At 68.1% G+C, this 17291-nt stretch carries 18 protein-coding genes, 1 tRNA gene and 1 riboswitch; of the genes, 7 read left to right on the top strand and 12 right to left on the bottom strand.

The genetic code is table 11. The features are described 5' to 3' along the window. Positions 1-9: 9 nt before the first annotated feature. Genes AB4Z27_RS17910 through AB4Z27_RS17895 form a run of 4 tightly spaced genes read right to left on the bottom strand, consistent with a single transcriptional unit; the run spans position 10 to position 3909 of the window. Positions 10-1209, bottom strand: coding sequence for a CaiB/BaiF CoA transferase family protein (locus tag AB4Z27_RS17910; protein ID WP_441644941.1), 1200 nt, complete (start codon positions 1207-1209; stop codon positions 10-12). A gap of 6 nt (positions 1210-1215) precedes the next feature. Then, on the bottom strand, positions 1216-1947 hold the full coding sequence (locus AB4Z27_RS17905; RefSeq protein WP_092293628.1) for an enoyl-CoA hydratase/isomerase family protein: 732 nt from the start codon (positions 1945-1947) through the stop codon (positions 1216-1218). A 12-nt stretch (positions 1948-1959) separates the two neighbouring features. Beyond that, positions 1960-2916: an NAD(P)H-dependent flavin oxidoreductase gene (locus AB4Z27_RS17900; RefSeq protein ID WP_092293630.1), complete on the bottom strand. Its 957-nt coding sequence runs from the start codon at positions 2914-2916 to the stop codon at positions 1960-1962. Positions 2917-2940: 24 nt separating this feature from the next. Beyond that, the gene (locus AB4Z27_RS17895) at positions 2941-3909 is read right to left on the bottom strand and encodes a Bug family tripartite tricarboxylate transporter substrate binding protein (protein ID WP_092293633.1); all 969 of its coding nucleotides are present in this window, start codon (positions 3907-3909) and stop codon (positions 2941-2943) included. A 125-nt stretch (positions 3910-4034) separates the two neighbouring features. Here AB4Z27_RS17895 and AB4Z27_RS17890 point away from each other — a divergent pair, with 125 nt between their 5' ends. Together AB4Z27_RS17890 and AB4Z27_RS17885 are read left to right on the top strand one after the other, a co-directional pair. Further along, positions 4035-4724: an ArsR/SmtB family transcription factor gene (locus AB4Z27_RS17890; RefSeq protein ID WP_092293635.1), complete on the top strand. Its 690-nt coding sequence runs from the start codon at positions 4035-4037 to the stop codon at positions 4722-4724. 33 nt (positions 4725-4757) lie between these two features. Then, positions 4758-5264 (top strand): DUF6630 family protein, encoded by a 507-nt coding sequence (locus AB4Z27_RS17885; protein WP_092293637.1) that lies wholly within the window; start codon positions 4758-4760, stop codon positions 5262-5264. A 21-nt stretch (positions 5265-5285) separates the two neighbouring features. Here the strand turns inward: AB4Z27_RS17885 and AB4Z27_RS17880 are convergent, their stop codons facing one another. Continuing rightward, entirely contained in the window at positions 5286-6296 is a 1011-nt protein-coding gene (locus tag AB4Z27_RS17880) for a LysR family transcriptional regulator (RefSeq protein WP_092293639.1), read from the bottom strand. Between the two features lie 219 nt (positions 6297-6515). On the opposite strand from AB4Z27_RS17880, the gene AB4Z27_RS17875 reads away from it, so the two are divergent. The 3 genes from AB4Z27_RS17875 to AB4Z27_RS17865 all read left to right on the top strand — a co-directional run bounded on the left by AB4Z27_RS17875 (position 6516) and on the right by AB4Z27_RS17865 (position 8975). Beyond that, entirely contained in the window at positions 6516-6782 is a 267-nt protein-coding gene (locus tag AB4Z27_RS17875; RefSeq protein ID WP_092293641.1) for a PepSY domain-containing protein, read from the top strand. Between the two features lie 2 nt (positions 6783-6784). Continuing rightward, positions 6785-7336: a cytochrome b/b6 domain-containing protein gene (locus AB4Z27_RS17870; RefSeq protein WP_441644940.1), complete on the top strand. Its 552-nt coding sequence runs from the start codon at positions 6785-6787 to the stop codon at positions 7334-7336. Positions 7337-7411: 75 nt separating this feature from the next. Then, positions 7412-7510: riboswitch (glycine riboswitch) on the top strand. A 163-nt stretch (positions 7511-7673) separates the two neighbouring features. Then, a complete protein-coding gene (locus AB4Z27_RS17865) occupies positions 7674-8975 on the top strand; it encodes a D-amino acid dehydrogenase (protein ID WP_441644939.1) in 1302 nt (433 codons plus the stop codon). A 102-nt stretch (positions 8976-9077) separates the two neighbouring features. Here the strand turns inward: AB4Z27_RS17865 and AB4Z27_RS17860 are convergent. The 4 genes from AB4Z27_RS17860 to AB4Z27_RS17845 all read right to left on the bottom strand — a co-directional run bounded on the left by AB4Z27_RS17860 (position 9078) and on the right by AB4Z27_RS17845 (position 12763). Continuing rightward, positions 9078-9164: transfer RNA gene (locus tag AB4Z27_RS17860), tRNA-Leu, on the bottom strand. Between the two features lie 58 nt (positions 9165-9222). Continuing rightward, positions 9223-10815: a diguanylate cyclase domain-containing protein gene (locus AB4Z27_RS17855; RefSeq protein ID WP_441644938.1), complete on the bottom strand. Its 1593-nt coding sequence runs from the start codon at positions 10813-10815 to the stop codon at positions 9223-9225. A 96-nt stretch (positions 10816-10911) separates the two neighbouring features. Then, the gene (locus tag AB4Z27_RS17850) at positions 10912-11445 is read right to left on the bottom strand and encodes a hypothetical protein (protein WP_441644937.1); all 534 of its coding nucleotides are present in this window, start codon (positions 11443-11445) and stop codon (positions 10912-10914) included. A 46-nt stretch (positions 11446-11491) separates the two neighbouring features. Continuing rightward, positions 11492-12763: an MFS transporter gene (locus AB4Z27_RS17845; protein ID WP_441644936.1), complete on the bottom strand. Its 1272-nt coding sequence runs from the start codon at positions 12761-12763 to the stop codon at positions 11492-11494. Between the two features lie 159 nt (positions 12764-12922). Between AB4Z27_RS17845 and AB4Z27_RS17840 the strand changes: the two genes are divergently transcribed. After that, positions 12923-13873 carry a LysR substrate-binding domain-containing protein gene (locus AB4Z27_RS17840; RefSeq protein WP_441644935.1) on the top strand — a complete coding sequence of 317 codons (951 nt, stop codon included), beginning with the start codon at positions 12923-12925 and terminating at the stop codon, positions 13871-13873. On the opposite strand, the gene AB4Z27_RS17835 is transcribed toward AB4Z27_RS17840, so the two are convergent. Further along, the gene (locus AB4Z27_RS17835; protein WP_255370774.1) at positions 13832-14122 is read right to left on the bottom strand and encodes a DUF2917 domain-containing protein; all 291 of its coding nucleotides are present in this window, start codon (positions 14120-14122) and stop codon (positions 13832-13834) included. The two genes, AB4Z27_RS17840 and AB4Z27_RS17835, sit on opposite strands and share 42 nt — an antisense overlap. Positions 14123-14308: 186 nt before the next feature. Between AB4Z27_RS17835 and AB4Z27_RS17830 the strand changes: the two genes are divergently transcribed. Continuing rightward, positions 14309-14719: a hypothetical protein gene (locus AB4Z27_RS17830; RefSeq protein ID WP_092293654.1), complete on the top strand. Its 411-nt coding sequence runs from the start codon at positions 14309-14311 to the stop codon at positions 14717-14719. On the opposite strand, the gene AB4Z27_RS17825 is transcribed toward AB4Z27_RS17830, so the two are convergent. Continuing rightward, entirely contained in the window at positions 14714-16342 is a 1629-nt protein-coding gene (locus tag AB4Z27_RS17825) for a phospholipase D family protein (RefSeq protein WP_441644964.1), read from the bottom strand. The genes AB4Z27_RS17830 and AB4Z27_RS17825 overlap by 6 nt on opposite strands. A gap of 99 nt (positions 16343-16441) precedes the next feature. Continuing rightward, the gene (locus AB4Z27_RS17820; protein ID WP_092293656.1) at positions 16442-17272 is read right to left on the bottom strand and encodes a mechanosensitive ion channel domain-containing protein; all 831 of its coding nucleotides are present in this window, start codon (positions 17270-17272) and stop codon (positions 16442-16444) included. Positions 17273-17291: the final 19 nt, after the last annotated feature.

Below are 17291 nucleotides of genomic sequence, written 5' to 3'. Positions count from 1 at the left end.
GGCTACACCTTAGATGGCCTTGGCTTCGCGCAGGGCCTTCACGCGTTCGGCGTCCATGCCCAGCCAGTCGCGCAGCACGTCGCCCGTATGCTCGCCAAGCAGCGGGGGCCGTCCCACCTCGGGGTTGTCCCAGCCGTCGAAGCGCAGCGGCACTGGCAGCGCCTGAAACGTGCCGATGACAGGATGATCGAATTCCGCCACCATGCCCCGCGCTTGCACATGGGGATCGGACAGGACTTCATCCACCGACTTGATCGGGCCGGCGGGCACACCCGCGTTGTCCATGGCCTCGCACAGCGCGGCACCCTCACACGCCGCGATGGCCTCGGTCAGCCGCTGCATCACTTCATCGCGCCGGCGCACGCGGCCGGCGTTCGTCTGGAGTTCCGGATCGGCGCCCCATGTCTCGAGTTTCAGCACCTGGCAGAGCGGCACCCAGTGCTGGTCGCTCGCCGTAATATGGAGCCAGCGGCCGCACGCAGCCTGGAAACTCGCCGATGGCACGCGGCCGGGGTGCTCCGTGCCCATGCGCGGCGGCACTTCGTGCAGCGTGAACCAACGCGCCGCCGCCAGCGTGAGCAGGCTGACCTGTGCGTCGAACATCGAAAGATCGATGTGACAGCCCTGCCCTGACGCACTGCGGCCTTGCAGCGCCGAGAGCACGGCGATGGCGGCCCACAGGCCGGACGTCAGGTCTGCCATCGGCAAGCCGGGCTTCACGGGCCCACCGCCGCGCTCGCCGGTCAGGCTCATCAGCCCGCCCATCGCCTGGAACACGGTGTCGTAGCCCTTGCGCGCGGCGTAGGGGCCGGTCTGCCCGAACCCGGTACAGGAAAGATAGACCAGCTTCGGATTGATCTCGCGCAGCGTCTCGGGGCCGAGTCCATAGCGCTTGAGCGTGCCGACCGGGAAGTTCTCGATCACCACATCGACCTTGGCCGCCAGATCCCGCACGATCTGTTGCCCCGCCTCATTGCGCAGGTTGAYCGTGATCGACTGCTTGCTCCGATTGAACGCCATGAAGTAGGCGCTTTCGCTCCCCCCCTCGGCCTCCACCTGCGGTTCGAAACTGCGGGTCTCGTCACCGGCGCCGGGCTGCTCGACCTTGATCACCGTGGCACCGAGTTCCGCAAGGATCATCGAGGCGAACGGGCAGGCCAGCACCCGCGAGAGGTCGAGAATCGTGATGTGTTCGAGTGGCTTGTTCATGGCGCGCTACCGCTCCGTCCGCACAAAGCTGCGCATGCGCTTGTTGGCTTCGCGCCCGACCTCCAGACCCGCTTCCAGCGGCAGGTCCACCACGCGGTGGAACGTCTGCTTGGTGGTGGCCATGGCCGCACGACTGACCTCTGCCAGACGACTGGCCAGCGCCATGGTCTCCTCCATCAGCAGGTGGTCGTCATGCACGGCGTTGACCATGCCCAGCGCGACAGCGCGCTCCGCATCGATCGATTCGCCGGTGGCCACGAGGTGAAATGCCGCCTTGCGGCCAATCTGCCGCGTCAGATTGGGCAGGACGATCGCGGCCACGATGCCATGCTTCACTTCCGGATAGCCGATGCGGGCCGAGCGCGCGGCGAGGGCCAGATCGCATGCAATGGCCAGCCCTGCACCACCGCCCATCGCGAAGCCGTTGATGGCGGCAATCACCGGCTTGCTCATCCGCGAGACGCTGAGATGCAACTGCATCGTCAGCGCGGCGCGCTCTTCCACGCGCGACATCTGGTCCGAGGTCAGGTCCTTGAACTCGCCGATGTCGGCACCGGCGCAGAAGGCCGAGCCATTGCCCGTGAGCACGACGACGTGCACGGCATCATCGGCTTCGGCCGCCGCCAACGCCTCCACCAGCCCACGCGTCAGGGCATTGTTCAGCGCGTTGCGCTTTTCCGGGCGGTTCATGCGCAGCACGCGCACCTGGCCGACATCCTCAATCTGCAGTTCGCTCATGTCCCCACCTCTCTACTTCCATTGATTTGCCATACGCGCCATCGCTTCGCGCGTCTCTGCCGCAATGCGTTCGACCAACACGCCGGCGGGCACTAGCCCATCGATCAGCGCGGCGCTCTGGCCCGCCTCGACCTTGCCCTGCTCGACATCGCCATCCAGGGCGGCCATCTTGAGCGACCGGCTGCCGAACAGCGCCTCGAGCGCCTCGCGCGGCTGACCTGCCCGTTCCGCCGCCTCGTACTCGTCGGTGAACGCATTGCGCACCGCACGAATCGGCAGGCCACGCCAGCCCACGAGCGTGGTATCGCCCACCCCGGCCGCCAGCACCTTCTCCTTGTAGGCGTCGTGCAGCGAGGCCTCGGGGGTCAGGAGGAAGCGGGTGCCCATCTGCACGGCATCCGCGCCGAGGCAAAGCATGGCCGCAACGCCCGCGCCATCGGCAATCCCGCCGCCGGCCACGATCGGCAAGTCAACGGCACGCGCAATCAATCGCACCAGCACCAGCGTGCTCGTACCGCTGGGCGGCGGATGTCCACCCGCCTCGCCGCCCACCACGACCAGCCCATCGACGCCGGCGGACGCCGCCTTGCGCGCATGGTCGGGATGCGCCACCACGTGTAGCCACTTGACCCCGGCGGCCTTGAAGCGGTCGATGTGTTCGCGCGGACTGCCTTGTGACGCGATGAGGATCGGCACGCCTTCGTCCAGCACGATCTGCAGATGCTCGGCCGCCCGTTTGTTGTACAGGGCGACGTTGACCGCGAACGGCGCATCGGTGATCTCGCGCACTTCGCGAATCGCACGGCGCAGGTCGTCGGGCCGCATCGGGCCAGCCGCGATCACGCCCAGGCCGCCGGCCTTCGACACCGCCCCGACGAGCGGAGAACTCGACGACGCCCAGCTCATGCCCGCCTGGATGATGGGGTAGCGGATCCCAAGCAATTCGGTGATTCGCGTCTTGATGCTCATCTGTTGATTCCTCTGCAAAAGCGGTTACTCCGCGGTGATGCCTGCTGCCTTGATCACCGGCCCCCATCGCCCCTGCTCGGACTTGATCAGCGCGCGGTAGGCGTCGGGGGTGCTGGACTGTGCGATACCGCCCTGCTCGGCAAACTTCTCGATGAGGTCGGGGGTACGCAATGCGGCGGTGACGGCATCGACGATCTTGCGGGACACATCGTCGGGCAGGCCACGTGGCGCGACGATGCCGTACGCCCCTGCGGCAAGCACCTTCGGCAAGCCGGCTTCGGCCGCCGTGGGCACATCGGGAAGCGCCGCGAGCCGCTTGGTGTCCGTCACCATCAGCGCGCGAAGCTTGCCGCCCTTGATCAGGTGCGCGACCGCCGGGACTTCGGCGATGAACATGTCCACCTGTCCGCCCATCAGGTCCTGCACGGCGGGCGCGCCGCCCTTGTATGGCACGTGGCGCAGGCGGATGCCCGCTTCGCGCTGGAATAGCGCGCCAACCACGTGCGTGCTGCTACCCACGCCCGCAGACGCAACGGTGAACTTCTCCGGCTCGCGCTTGGCCGCTGCCTGCAGATCCGCGACCGATTTGAAGGGAGAGCTGGCATTGACCACCAGCAGGTTCGGGGTGGAGACCATCGTGCTCAGGTAGGCCACGTCCTTGAGCGGGTCGAATGGCATCTTGGGAGAAATGAACGGTGCGTAGACCATCGCGCCCGTACCGGCCATGCCCAGCGTATAGCCGTCTGCCGTGGCACGCGTCACGCCCGAGATACCCACGAGCCCCCCGGCGCCGGGCCGGTTCTCCACGACGATCGTCTGCCCGATCCGCGTGGTCATKGACTTGGCGAGCGTGCGCGCCATCACGTCAGCCGGCCCGCCGGCCGCGAACGGCACCACCAGAACGATCGGCCGGTCCGGATAGGCCGCCTGCGCAGGGCTGACCGTCAACAGGGCAGCCGTCCACAGCGAGTACATCATCAGGCGCAACATCATGTCTCCTTTATTAGAACTGCCTGGATATTTGTGGACATAGTATTTTATATCGTTGCGTTTGTCCACTATATGGTTGTACGCATCTCGCTCTATACTTCATCCGTCGTTTCACTCCGCACTGAACTATGGAATACGCTCCTGGCATCAGCCAGCTTGCTGGGCTGCTGGCCGACCCCGGCCGTGCGGCCATGTTGTGGGCGTTGATGGATGGCAGCGCGCGGCCGGCCGGCGAACTGGCGATGATTGCCGGGCTGTCGGCCTCGTCCACCAGCGGCCATCTCGCCCGCATGTCCGAAGGCGGCCTGCTCGCCGTGGAGACGCGTGGGCGCAATCGCTATTACCGGCTGGCCACGCCGGAAATTGGTGTGGCCATCGAGGCGCTTGCGTCGGCGTCGCTGGCCAGCCAGCCGCCGCGCGTGCGTGCCGTGCCGGTCTCCCGCACGGCGCCGCCGGCGCTGCGACAGGCTCGCACCTGTTATGACCATCTGGCTGGGGAACTTGCGGTGGGTCTTTTCGAACGAATGTCCGAAGCGGGCTGGCTGATCGTGTCGGGCAGCGCCGTCGACCTCAGCGCCCCCGGCGCGGAGGCGATGGGGCAGCTTGGCATCGACCTGGGCGCCACCCGCCGCAAGCGCCGGCAGTTCGCCTGCACCTGCCCGGACTGGAGCGAACGCAAGCCCCATCTGGGCGGGGCGCTCGGCGCGGCGCTGCTCGACAGCCTGCTGGCACGCGGATGGATCGAGCGTACGGACACGTCGCGCGCCCTGCGCGTGACGCCTCGCGGCCAGCGCGAAATCGTGAACGTGGCAGCCTGACGGATATGAATACCGAAGCCAGAGGAGGAGCAGATGGCAATTGAACTGGACGACGACGCGCAAGACGCCATCAGCCGGCTATTCGCGCTGATTAACCTCGGCGACAGCGCCCAGACCAGCCGGCAGTTTTCGCTGTTCGAGGAAGCGCTGGAAGACGCCGAGGAAGACGAGATCGATGCCGCCGGCCTGCTGTGGCAGGTCAAGGACATCATCGATTGGGAATCCGGCTTTTATGTCGACTGGAAAGACGCCGAGTCCTTTATCGGCTGCCTGAACCAGCTTTGCGAGCGGATCGACCTCGAGGTGGACTGGGGCACCGAGGACACCGAGGACGAAGACTTCCTGGAGGGCACGAGCGTGCCCGAGCTGATGGAGATCGTCGCCACGCAGCTACGCATGGCCGGCTACACGCTCTGGAACTGGGATACCGGCGGCGACGCCTACGGCGGCTGGATCACGCGCAGCGAAGACGACGAAGAGATACTCGAGATCGCCGACACGCTCGGCTTCGACATCCGTCCCGGCGACCAGCCCTACTGACCGACCGGCTCGCCTGGAAACTCAGTCGAGCCCGATCACCACCGCGCCGCCGTCACCGTCCGGGGTATCGGCGATGTCGGCGCTGTCCGATCCATCCGTGCCCCCCAGCGCCTTGGCGCGCGGTGCCGGGCGCCGGGTCTCCGGCACGCCCAGCGTTTCCTCGAGCACAGTGAGGAAGGCCCGCACGCTCGGCGGCATCAGCTTGCGCGCGGGCATCAGCACGTACACCTTCAGCGGCGACGACGTATAGCCGGGCAGCACGCGCACCAGTTGGCCGTGCACCAGATGCTCGTGCACGAAGCGGGGCGACATGCGCGCCACGCCCAGCCCATCCAGCGCGGCCTTGAGCCGGACTTCAGCGTTATGCGTGGAGATGCGCGGCGAGACGTCCATGGCGAAGGTTTCCACCCCATCGCGCAGGAATTCCCATTGCACATCGTCGAGGTTGCCGAGCGTCGGCCAGCCCTTCAGGTCCTGCGGCGCGCGCGGCAGGCCGTGCTCGCGGATCAGCGCGGGCGCCGCATAGAACGCACGCTCGATCAGCACCACGCGCTTGCTCGCGAACGAGCTGTCGTGGAGGTTGGTGTCGGTCATGACGAAGGCGAGGTCATAGCCGTGGCGAATCAGGTCGGGCTGGTCCCAGCTCATGTCCAGTTCCACATGCAGCGACGGGTGCAGCTTAAGTAACCTGGAGAGCGAGGCGGACAGGTGCTGCGAACCCACCTCGTAAGGCGTGGCGATGCGCAGCGTGCCGCTGACCTCGGCACTCACCGAGGCGGCCTCGGCGCTGATCTCGCGCAACTCGCCAAACAGGGGCGCCACGCGGTCATAGAGCTGCTGGCCGCGCTGGGTCACGCGCACGCGCCGCGTGGTCCGCTCGAACAGGCGCACACCAAGCTGGGTTTCCAGCCGGGCAACCGCCGCGCTGGCCGATGACTTGGGCACTTCCGCCAGTTCGGCGCCCTGCGTGAAGCCGCCCCCTTCCACCACGCGGCAGAAGATTTCCCAGTCTTTCCAGTCGATCGATTTCATGCAGACACCTTCGTCACCCACGCCSTGTGGGCGAGGCGGAATTGTCCCACAGCCCGGACAATCCCGCTGCCGACGTTCACGCCGATAGCCGCCGCGCCGGGCGGCGCGCACGGCATTTGATGCAGGTCATCGTGCGGGAAAACATTGATTGGGAATTGTTCTTGTTACCGCGTACGATTCCGGCATCCGCCCCGGATGGGGCTTCTTGCGGGAGCTGCAATGCTGAAAGTGGCCGTACTTCTCATCGCCGGTGCGTTTTCCACGGGGGCCTTCGCGGGCGCCAAGTGCGACAAGCATCCGAAGTCCGAATGGATGCCCGAGGCCGACGCCAAGGCCAAGATCGCGGCCCAGGGCTACAACATCAAGAAGTTCAAGGTGGACGGCAACTGCTACGAGATCTATGGCACCACCAAGGACGGCAAGAAGGCCGAGATCTACTTCGACACGAAGACGCTCGACATCGTGAAGTCCGAGATCGAGAAGTAAGCATGTCGGTGCCGGCCGGCCAGCTGCGCAATACCACCACGCTCCGCGTCTGGGACGTGGTGGTGCGGCTCACGCACTGGAGCGTGGCGGCCATCGTCTGCTACGACCTCATCGACGATTCCGGCGACCAGATGCACCGCGTGCTGGGCTACGTGGCCGCCGGACTTGTGCTGTTTCGCATTCTCTGGGGCTTCATCGGCAGCGAACACGCGCGCTTCCGCGCCTGGCTGCCGCGCCCCGCCGGCGTGCTGGCCCATGCCCGGGCCATGGCCCGGCGCCGCACGCCGCGCTTCATCAGCCACACCCCGCTCGGCGCGGTGATGATGCTGGCGATGTGGACCCTGATCCTGCTGCTCGCCGTTACCGGCTGGCTCTCCCGCCTCGACGCGTTCTGGGGCGAGGACTGGCCCATCGACATCCATCGCTGGCTCTCCAACACGCTGCTCGGGCTGGTGGTGGTGCACGCGCTGGTGGCCATCGTTACCAGCGTGGCCGGCAAGGAAAACCTGGTCGGGGCGATGATCACCGGCCGCAAGCCGCGCGACCTCGACTAACCTGGGGTTGCCGCGCCGGCGCCGCCCGTGGCATAGTAGCCYCGTCATACCGCWTCACCCGCCATACCCGTTTTACCCGCGTTATCGGGAGAGACTGTGCCTGCCGCCCGGCAGGCCGGCGCCGAAGGAGCAACCGCCCCGGAAACTCTCAGGCCAAAGGACCGGTAACGCCATTGCACTCTGAAGAACCCCGGCTCGCGTCAGCCGACGGTACCGAAGGAGCAAGCGATGCGCCCGCGCGCATCGTGAATCTCTCAGGTCAAGGACAGAGGGGGCGTGCGTCGCGCATGGTGCGCCACGTACCCCCCATCCACGACGTCCTGGAAGACCTGACAACATGAAGACAATCGCTGTCATCGGCGGTGGCATCACCGGCGTGACGACCGCTTACGCCCTCGCCAAACGTGGTTTCGCGGTCACACTGCTCGAGCGCCATCGCTACGCCGCCATGGAAACCTCGTTCGCCAATGGCGGCCAGCTCTCCGCGTCGAACGCCGAGGTCTGGACCCACCGCTCCACGCTGGTCAAGGGCATCAAGTGGATGCTCCGCAACGACGCGCCGCTGCTCGTGAACCCCCGCCCCACCTGGCACAAGCTGAGCTGGTTCGCCGCGTTCATCGCCGCCATGCCGCACTACCGGGCCAACACGATCGAGACCGCCCGCCTGGCCATCGCCGCCCGCGCGCACCTGTTCGGCTGGGCCGAGGCGGAAGGCATCGACTTCGATCTCAAGCGGCAGGGCATCCTCCATATCTACCGGGACAAGGCCGGCTTCGACCATGCCGGCGAGGTCTCCASGCTGYTGGCCGARGGCGGCCTGCCGCGCCGCGCGGTCACRCCCGAGGAAATGCGTGCGATCGAGCCGACGCTGGCCGGCCAGTACTACGGCGGCTACTACACCGAGAGCGACGCCACCGGCGACATCCACAAGTTCACCTCCGGCCTGGCCGCGGCGGCCCAGCGGCTGGGCGTGGTCACGCGCTACAGCCAGGACGTGCAGTCGGTCAACTCGGACGGCCGCACGGCCACCATCACCGTCCGCGACGGTAATCAGACAAGTTCGACAACCTTCGACGCCGTAGTGGTCTGCGCCGGCGTGGCCAGCCGGCAGTTCGCCACGCAACTGGGYGACCGCGTGAACATCTACCCGGTGAAGGGCTATTCGATCACGGTGAACTTGCCCGACGCCGCCAGCCAGGCTGCGGCGCCCACGGTCAGCCTGCTCGACGACGAGACCAAGCTCGTGACCAGCCGGCTCGGCGTGGACCGTTTCCGCGTGGCCGGCACGGCCGAGTTCAACGGCATCGACCGCGACATCCGCGCGGACCGCATCCGGCCCCTGATCGACTGGGTCAACACCTGCTTCCCCGGCGTGAGCACGCGCAGCGTGGTGCCGTGGGCAGGGCTGCGGCCGATGATGCCGAACATGATGCCGCGCGTGGGGCGCGGACGGCAGGCCAACGTGTTCTACAACACGGGCCACGGGCATCTGGGGTGGACGTTGTCGGCGGTGACGGCCGAGATGGTGGGCGATGTCATCCGGCWGGCGGCGGTACCGCGTGCTTTCTCCCCTCTCCCGCTTGCGGGAGAGGGGTTGGGGGAGAGGGCCGGCGTGACCGGACGCGATATCGCTGCCTGAACCGCCAGCCCTCTCCCCCGCCCCTCTCCCTGAGGGAGAGGGGCGRCAACCATCGCGCCAACGAAAAAGGCCCCGCTTGCGCGGGGCCTTTTTCTTCAATCTTGGTGCCCAGGAGAGGACTCGAACCTCCACAGTGTTGCCACCGCTAGGACCTGAACCTAGTGCGTCTACCAATTCCGCCACCTGGGCAAGGTGAGCGGCGCATTCTACAGGAGCTTGCGGATTTTGCAAGCCCCKGCGCGTGCCACTATGCCTGCAGGCCCATGTAGATCTTCCCGTCCTGGACGAAGCGATTGCGCCCGGCGCGCTTGGCCTGGTACATCGCGCTGTCCGCGCGGTGCAGCAGCGGCTCCAGCCGTGGCGCGTCCGGCACCGTACAGGCCGCGCCCACGCTAATCGTGACGAAGGGCTGCACTGGCGTGCCGTTGTGCGGGATCTCCAGGTCGCGCACCGCCGCCACCATGCGGCGCGCCACGTTGCGCGTCTCGTCCTGCGAGGCGTCCGGCAGCACCACCGCGAATTCCTCGCCGCCCAGCCGCGCGCAGAACTGCTCGCCCACCAGCACGCTGGTCAGCGCGGTCGCCACCCGGCGCAGGCAATCGTCGCCGCAGGGGTGGCCGTACAGGTCGTTGTATTGCTTGAAGAGGTCCACATCGAGAATCAGCAGCCCGATCGGCTCGCCCGCCTCGWAGGCCCGGGTCACGGCCAGCAGCGACTCGCGCTGGAAGAAACGCCGGTTGGGGATGCCGGTCAGCGCGTCGATGTCGAGGTCCGCCTCCACGCGCGAGAGCTTCGCCTCGGTCTGGCCGAGCTGGGCCGTCAGCGCCAGTTCGCGCGACTGGTAGCGGCTGATGTCGCGCATGAAGACCAGCGTGCCGATGCGCTTGCCGTCCAGCCGCATCACCGGCTCCGCCGTCACCTCGTAGTGCGCGCCCTGGGGAATGTAGGGGATGGCGCCGACGTCGGCCCCCGCCTCGCGCGGCTGGCGCAGCGCCTCGTCCCATACGGCCGGCATCGGCTGCCCCCGGCGCAGGTCGGGCACCAGCCGCAGGGCGGCCGGGTTGAACTCGACGAGCCGCCCCTTCGCGTCGACGATCACGCAGCCGTCGCCAATCGTGTCGAACACGCGCAGCCGCGCGTAGTGGCCGATGTCGTCCAGATGGGTACGCAGCGCACAGATCCAGACCACCACCGTCATCAGGGAAAACGTGGCCGGGGTCAGGTCGCCGCCGAGCGGGCTGGTCCAGCGCTGCAGGTAGGCCATGTGGGTGAGCAGCGGCAAGGTGAGGCTGCTGGCCACGATGGCCCGGCCCCGCCGGGTCAGCGCCGCATTGGGCACCTCGGCCGTGAGCAGGAAAACCAGGCTTAGCAGCAGCATGAAGTAGGTCCACGCCGCCACCACCACGTAGCCGGGGCCATGGTGGAAGATCGCGCCCGGCGAGACGCCGGCCGGCATCATGTCGATGCGCGTCCAGATCAGGTGATGCCGCTCGTTGGTCAGCACCAKCACCACCGACGCCACGGCGGCCAGCACCGGCAGCCACAGGCGCGACCACGGCACCACGTAGCGCGGCCGGCTCAGGTGGATCATCGCCACCAGCCAGCCGATGGGCACCATCACGATGCCCGCGTACTGGGCCTTGGCCCAGAAGATGCGCCCGTCCAGATCGGTCGAGCTGACTTCGAGCAGCCGGCCGCCGCTCCAGATGGCCACGCCGCCGGCCAGCACGAGGAAAGCCTTGATCGTGGGATCGTCGCGGCGCGGCCAGGTGGCGATAACCATGCCCACGCTGCACACCACGGCTATGGTCAGGCAAAGGACAAGAGGGTACGAGGGCATGAGAACGGCGGGGAACCTGATAATAGCCGCCGCGCCCGACATGGCGGAGGCGCCCCATTATAGGGGCTAGCCGGGGCGCCACCCCATCGCCCTCACTTACTTGGAGCGGCTGCGGTCCCCGCCGCGCGAGTCCATGATGATCATGGTGCGGTCCAGCACGCCGGCGTCATCGAAATAGACGCTGAAGTGCGCCGGCAGGTTGCCGGCCATGTACATCCGATAGCTCCATGCCTCGCGCTTCATCAGGGCGAAGTACTGCACCGGCTCGCGCGGGAGGCCGAAGCGCTCGGCGATGTCGCGCTTGGTCCAGATCCCGGGGCGCGCCTCGTAGATCTCCTTCTCGGTCAGGGTCTGGCGGAAGCCGGCCAGCTTGCCGGCGGCGTCGAAGTCGGCCGCGTAGACCTCGAAGCCGTAGGGCTGCTTGGAATAGATCCAGCGCTGGGTGCCGTCGGCCAGTTGGTAGGTCTCGGTCGGGTTGCCGAATGTCTCGCGTACCGAGCTTTGCGGGCTGCCGAGCATCGACTGGGCGGTCTGCACCGGCTGGAGCGTGGCGCAGCCGCCGAGGACCACGGCGGCCAGGGCGGCAAGGAGGGCGACGCGGACGGCGCGCCCGGAAATCGGGTTGGGCATGGCATGTCTCCAGAGTCCATGCCAAGCATAGCCCAGCCGGCCGAACTCAGCGTTGCGGCTGCGGCCAGCCCGCGCGGACGATCTCCCGGTCGTCGATCGGCCAGTGCAGCGCGGCGGCTACCACCCCGAGCGCCATCGCCCCCATCCACACCAGGTCGTAGGAGCGCGTGGCCTCGAACACCACCCCGCCCAGCCAGACCCCGAGGAACGAGCCAAGCTGATGGCCGAAGAACACGAAGCCGAACAGCGTGGTGATGTAGCGCACGCCGAAGACCTGCGAGACGATGCCGCTGGTCAGCGGCACGGTGCCGAGCCAGAGGAAGCCCATCACCGCCGCAAACCCGTAAAGCGTGGCGGCGCTGAGGGGCAGCAGCACGAACAGCGCCATCGCCGCCGTTCGTACTAAATAGATACCGGCCAGCAGATACTTGCGCGAATGCCGCCCGCCCAGCACGCCGAACCAGTACGTCCCGGCGATATTGGCCAGCGCGATGATCGCCAGCGCCRCCATGCCTTCGGACGGCTGCATGCCCTTGTCCCGCAGGTAGGCCGGCAGGTGATTGGCGATAAAAGCCAACTGAAAGCCACATGCRAGGAAGCCGAGGTTGAGCAGCCAGAAGCCCGAATGGCGGAAGGCCTCGCGCACCGCCCCGAGCAGCGGCGGCTGGGCGCCCCCGGCACCGGCACCGCTGGCGGGGTGCGTCCGATCCTGGAATGGCAGCGCCAGCGGGAGCATGGCGGCGGCGGTCACGGCCAGGATCACCAGCGCGCCGCGCCAGCCGGCCTGGAGGATCATCACCTGCGCGCCCGGCACCAGCAGGAACTGGCCGATGCCACCCATCGCSCCGGCGAGCCCCAGCGCMCGGCTGCGCTGCGCCGGCGCGATCATCCGGCTCAAGGCGCCGTAGACCACGCCGAAGGTGGTGCCGGACAGCGCCCCGCCCACGCACAGCCCCGCCGACCAGACGAAGGCCGCCGGCGTGGCCGCCTGTGCCATCAGGAACAGGCCGACCGCGTACAGCGACAGCCCGGCCAGCATCACCCGGGCGGAGCCGAAGCGGTCCGCCACCATGCCCGTGAAGGGCTGGGCCAGCCCCCAGGTCAGGTTCTGCACGGCCATGGCGAAGGCGAAGGTCTCGCGCGTCCAGCCCCGGTCCGTGATGATCGGCAGCATGAACAGGCCCTGCACGTGGCGCGCACCGAGCGCCAGCCCCATCACCAGCCCGCCGGCCAGCAGCAGGAACCAGGCGGTGCGCCACCAGGGTGGCGAACCGGTCGGCAATGCGCCGGCGGCATGGGAGGCGGGGCGTTGGGTCATGTCGGGAGGATGGGACGATCGGGTTGGGAGATCGCTCTATTTCAGGCGATCGGGGGCGCAGGCTCAAGCGACATTTTCGCCCTCCTGCCATGCGTGGTGGTCATGGCAGCGGGGGCCGAGCCGTGCTTTAATCCCAACACCTTCCCCACCCATCCCGCCATGTCCGTCCCGCTCGCCCGGCTGTTCCCGCTCGATCTGCTCAAGGGCTTCGTGGCCGTGGGCCGGCGCATGAGCATCACCCAGGCAGCGGACGACCTGTGCCTGACGCAGTCCGCCGTCAGCCGGCAGATCCGCGCGCTGGAAGACCACCTCCAGGTTCGGCTGTTCGTGCGCCAGCATCGCGGCGTGGCCTTCACGCCCGAAGGCGAGCGGCTGTTCCGCAGCGCAGATGGCGCGGTGCAGCAACTCCAGGACGTGGCCGGCGAACTACGCAAGCGCGATGGCCGCCAGCCGGTGACCGTGACGGCCAGCATCGGCGTGGCGGGACTGTGGCTGCTGCCGCGCCTGGGCAGCCTGCAGCGCGCCCATCCGCAGTTGGACGTGCGGCTCTCCGCCAGCAACCAGATCAGCGACCTGCGCGCGGAYGGCATCGACCTCGCCATCCGCTATTGCCGCGAGGCCGACGCCCCGGCGGACGCGATCCGCCTGTTCGACGAGACCATCGCCCCGGTCGCCCATCCCTCGCTCGGCGCGCACCGGCTGACCGCCGTGGAAGACCTCGCCCAGYTGCCCCTGCTGGAATTCGATGACCCGCGCCCGTGGCTGCACTGGCGCAGCTGGCTCGGCGCGCACGGCTACCGGCAGGCMAGCCGGCGCGGCATCCTGCGATTCAACCAATATGACCAGATGATTCACGCGGCGCTGGCCGGCCAGGGCGTGGCGCTCGGGCGGCTGGAACTGATCCAGCCGCTGATCGCGGGCGGGCAACTGGCGGTCGTCGATATGCCCGGCGCCGCGCTGGCCAGCCCCAACGCCTTCTGGCTGATCCACGCCACCGACCACCCACGCGAAGACGTGGCGCGCGTGGCCGCCTGGATTCGCGCCGAGGCGGCCCGGGTGGCGCCCGCCTCAGCGCAGCGGCAGGCTGTGCCAGCGCCACCGGGCCCGTAGCGGCGGGGCAGGCGGGGCGATGACCCGGCACACGGTCACGGCGCCATGGCCCAGCGCGGTCAGGAAATAGGTGGCGTCCTCGGTCACGCGGTGCCGCTGGCCAGCCGTCAGCACGATATCCGGCGAGCGCCGCGGCCGGGCACCTTCCAGCGTCAGCCACAGCGTGCCCCCGGCGCAGGCCAGTTCGGCCCCGGCGCGCAAGGCCATGGGCAGGCAGTCATTCTCGATCATCAGGGTGTAGGTCATCATGGGCTCCGGCAACGCTTTTATCGTCGYCGACCGGCCGGGCCCCTGCCATGAGGGTTGCGGCGCGCTGGCATGACTTTCGCGCCGACTTTTACGCTGACTTTCGCGCACGGCTGTCAACTTCCGGCTGGAGATGCCGATAGAATGCGGTGTCGGCGCGCATTCCGCGCCGTCTTGCCACCGATTGCCATGGACCCGATTTCGTTCGAATTTGTCACCGTCGAGGAAGCCAGGAAGATTCTCGACGGCGAGGTGCCGACTACCGGCACCGTGGACTGGCGCGACGCCCGCCAGCCGCCGGACCCGGCCACGCAGGCGCTGACGCCCGCCGCGCTGAAGTGGCTCGCGCARCTACCGCGCGAGGTGCGCCCCTTCGAGCTGTTCCACACCTATCCGCGCATCGCCAACCAGCTTGCCGCGCTGGCTGGCCAGCAGGGCTACCCCACCCCGGTCACGCTCTTCCTGGCCGACCTGCTGATCGACAAGCGCGGGGGCCGGCAAGGCTTTCCGGGCGGCATCGCCCCGGAACTGTCGCGGCTGCAGGAGCACCTGCTCCAGTCCGCCGAGCCGCCCGGCGCCGATCCCACCCTAGCCCTATAGCTGATCCTCCACCGGCAGCACGCGCAGGATGCCGATGCCCATGTGCTGCCACACGCTCATGCCGGGCTCGCTGTCCACGGTGGAGAGCTGCCCCTTCTCGCGCGTGGTCCAGGTCATGGACTCCCCGCCGCCCTCGCTCTTGCGCAGTTCCACCTTGTAGGCGATGTCGAGYAGCCCGTCATCCATGCTCTTGACCAGCCGTTCGGCCAGCGCGGGGCTGTCCAGCACCACGCCCATCTCCGTATTGAGCTTGATCGAGCGCGGATCCAGGTTCAGGGAGCCGATGAACAGCAGCCGCCGGTCCACCACATAGGTCTTGGCGTGCAGGCTGGCGCGGCTGGAGGCGAACATCCGGCTCTTGCGCGCCTGGCTGCGCGCCAGTTCGGCGTTGGCGGTGGGCTTCAGTTCATAGAGGTCGATGCCGGCCCGCAGCAGCGCCTTGCGCCGCGGCGCGTAGCCGGCGTGCACGGCGGCCACGTCCGTGGCGGCGAACGAGTTGGTCAGCACGCGGATCTTCACCCCCCGCTTGGCGATGCCGGCCAGCCAGGCCATGTTCTCGTCGTCGGGCACGAAATAGGGCGACACCAGCACCAGCTCGCGCTCCGCCTTTTCCATCATCGCGCGCAACTGCGGAATGGCGTGGGAGGTGGGGTCGTCGGGGTCTTCCTCCACCTTYTCGGCCTTGTCCGAGATGACGCGCGCYCCGCCCCAGTAGCCGGGCAGATGGCCCAGCTCGATGCCGCGCACCAGCCCCGAGTCGAGCAGCTCCTGCACGAACTCGCTGGCGCGCACCTGGTCTCCGCGCGCCTCGATGGCCTTGCGGAAGGCCCGCAACTCGTCCGGCGCCTCCTTGCCCTCGGGCACCAGCGTGGCCACCGGGTAGGCGCTCTCGCTGTTCCAGTATTCGTCGAACACGGCGCTCGCGGCCGGCACGGCGGGGCCGGCCACCATCACGTCCAGATCGCTGAAATCCATGTCCGGCTTGGCCGAGAAATAGGCGTCGCCGATATTGCGCCCGCCGACGATGGTGACGAGGTTATCCACCGTCATCTGCTTGTTGTGCATGCGGCGGTTAAGCCGGCCGAAATCAAACGCCAGTTCGAACCAGCGCGCGCGGCGGCTGGCGAACGGGTTGAAGATGCGCACTTCGATATTGGGATGGGAATCGACCGCCGCCCAGGTCTTGTCCTGCTTCTCGGTGTGGATGTCATCCATCAGGATGCGCACGCGCACGCCCCGGTCGGCCGCGTCGATCAGGTCGCCCATCAGCACGCTGCCGGTTTGGTCGATGTCGAAGATGTAGTACTGGATGTCCAGCGTCTTCTGGGCGGCKCGCGCCAGCGCCATGCGGGCGGCCAGCGCGTCCGGCCCGGCGCCGAGCGGGTAGAAGACCGACTTTCCGGGGTTCTGCGCCAGCCGGGGCGCCAGGGTGCGGGCCAGCAGCGTGCCGCTGGTGTCCTTGGCCGCGTAGCTGGGGGTGCGGCCGGCATTGGCAGGCAGGCTCGCGCAGCCGGCCAGCACGGCCAGGCAGAACGAGGCCAGCAGCAGCGCCRCCAGCGAGCGGCCGCGCCGCCAGCCGGTCCAGTCCGGCCCGCCCACCCCGTCCATCCAGAGCCTCAGCATCGGCGCCATGGTCCGCTCTCCTAGAAGATCCCCGTCAGGCCATCTTGCTGCATTGCGGGATCGGCTCTGCGTCCGATCCCTTTTCATCTTCCTYCCACCTTATACCGCCGCCTCCGCCTGCGGGAGGGTGCACGCGCGGTAGTAGCCGCGCACGATCTGCTGGGCCACCGGCAGGCGCGCGCTCACGGGCACCGGGAACCGTACGATGGCGTCCACCCGCTCCGCGTCCACGGGATCGAACAGCACGCGCGGCTCGAACTGCGACAGGTCCACGAAGCGCATGTCGCCGTAGCGGCGCAGCGTGCGGCCGGCCTCTTCCATGAACGGCTCGCACGCCTGGCGCGCCACGGCCAGCAGCTGCGCCTCCACCACGTCCGGGTCCATGCCCACCGCCAGCGGAATGCGCACCATGTCCAGCGTGTACTTGCCGGCCTGCGAATGGTTGCGCACGGCCGTGGTCATCAACAGGCTGTTCGGCACCTGCACCGTGAAACCCGTGTACTGGCGCGTGGGCGCCACCTCCACCAGCGTGGTCGACATGACATCCATGTCGATGACCTCCCCGCCGAACGGCCCGATCTCGACCAGATCGCCCAGCTGGTAGGGGCGCGTGATCATTCGCATGAACGCGCCCAGGAAACACATCACCAGTTCCTTGCCGACCAGGATCAGGGCCGCCGCGAACGCCGCCAGCGAAATGGCCACGCTCTTCAGCTCCGACACCCAGATGCCGAGCAACAGCAGGAACATCACCGCCGCCACCACGTTGCGCGACGCCACGGTCCAGGCGCGATAGGCGCCCCGGTTGTCCGCCTGCAGCCGCCCCGAGAAGAAGCGGTTGATCAGCTTGACCACCAGCGTGCCGGCCAGGACCACCACCATGCTGGCAACCACGTTGATCAGGAGACTGTCGTTGGCGTTGAAGTGCATGGGGGCGTCCGGGGCACGC

Origin of the sequence: Cupriavidus sp. KB_39 (assembly GCF_052114485.1) — a bacterium.
Classification (GTDB): Bacteria; Pseudomonadota; Gammaproteobacteria; order Burkholderiales; family Burkholderiaceae; genus Cupriavidus.
Note: the sequence above shows the minus strand (reverse complement) of the source record. Positions and strands in the feature narration are given on the sequence as shown.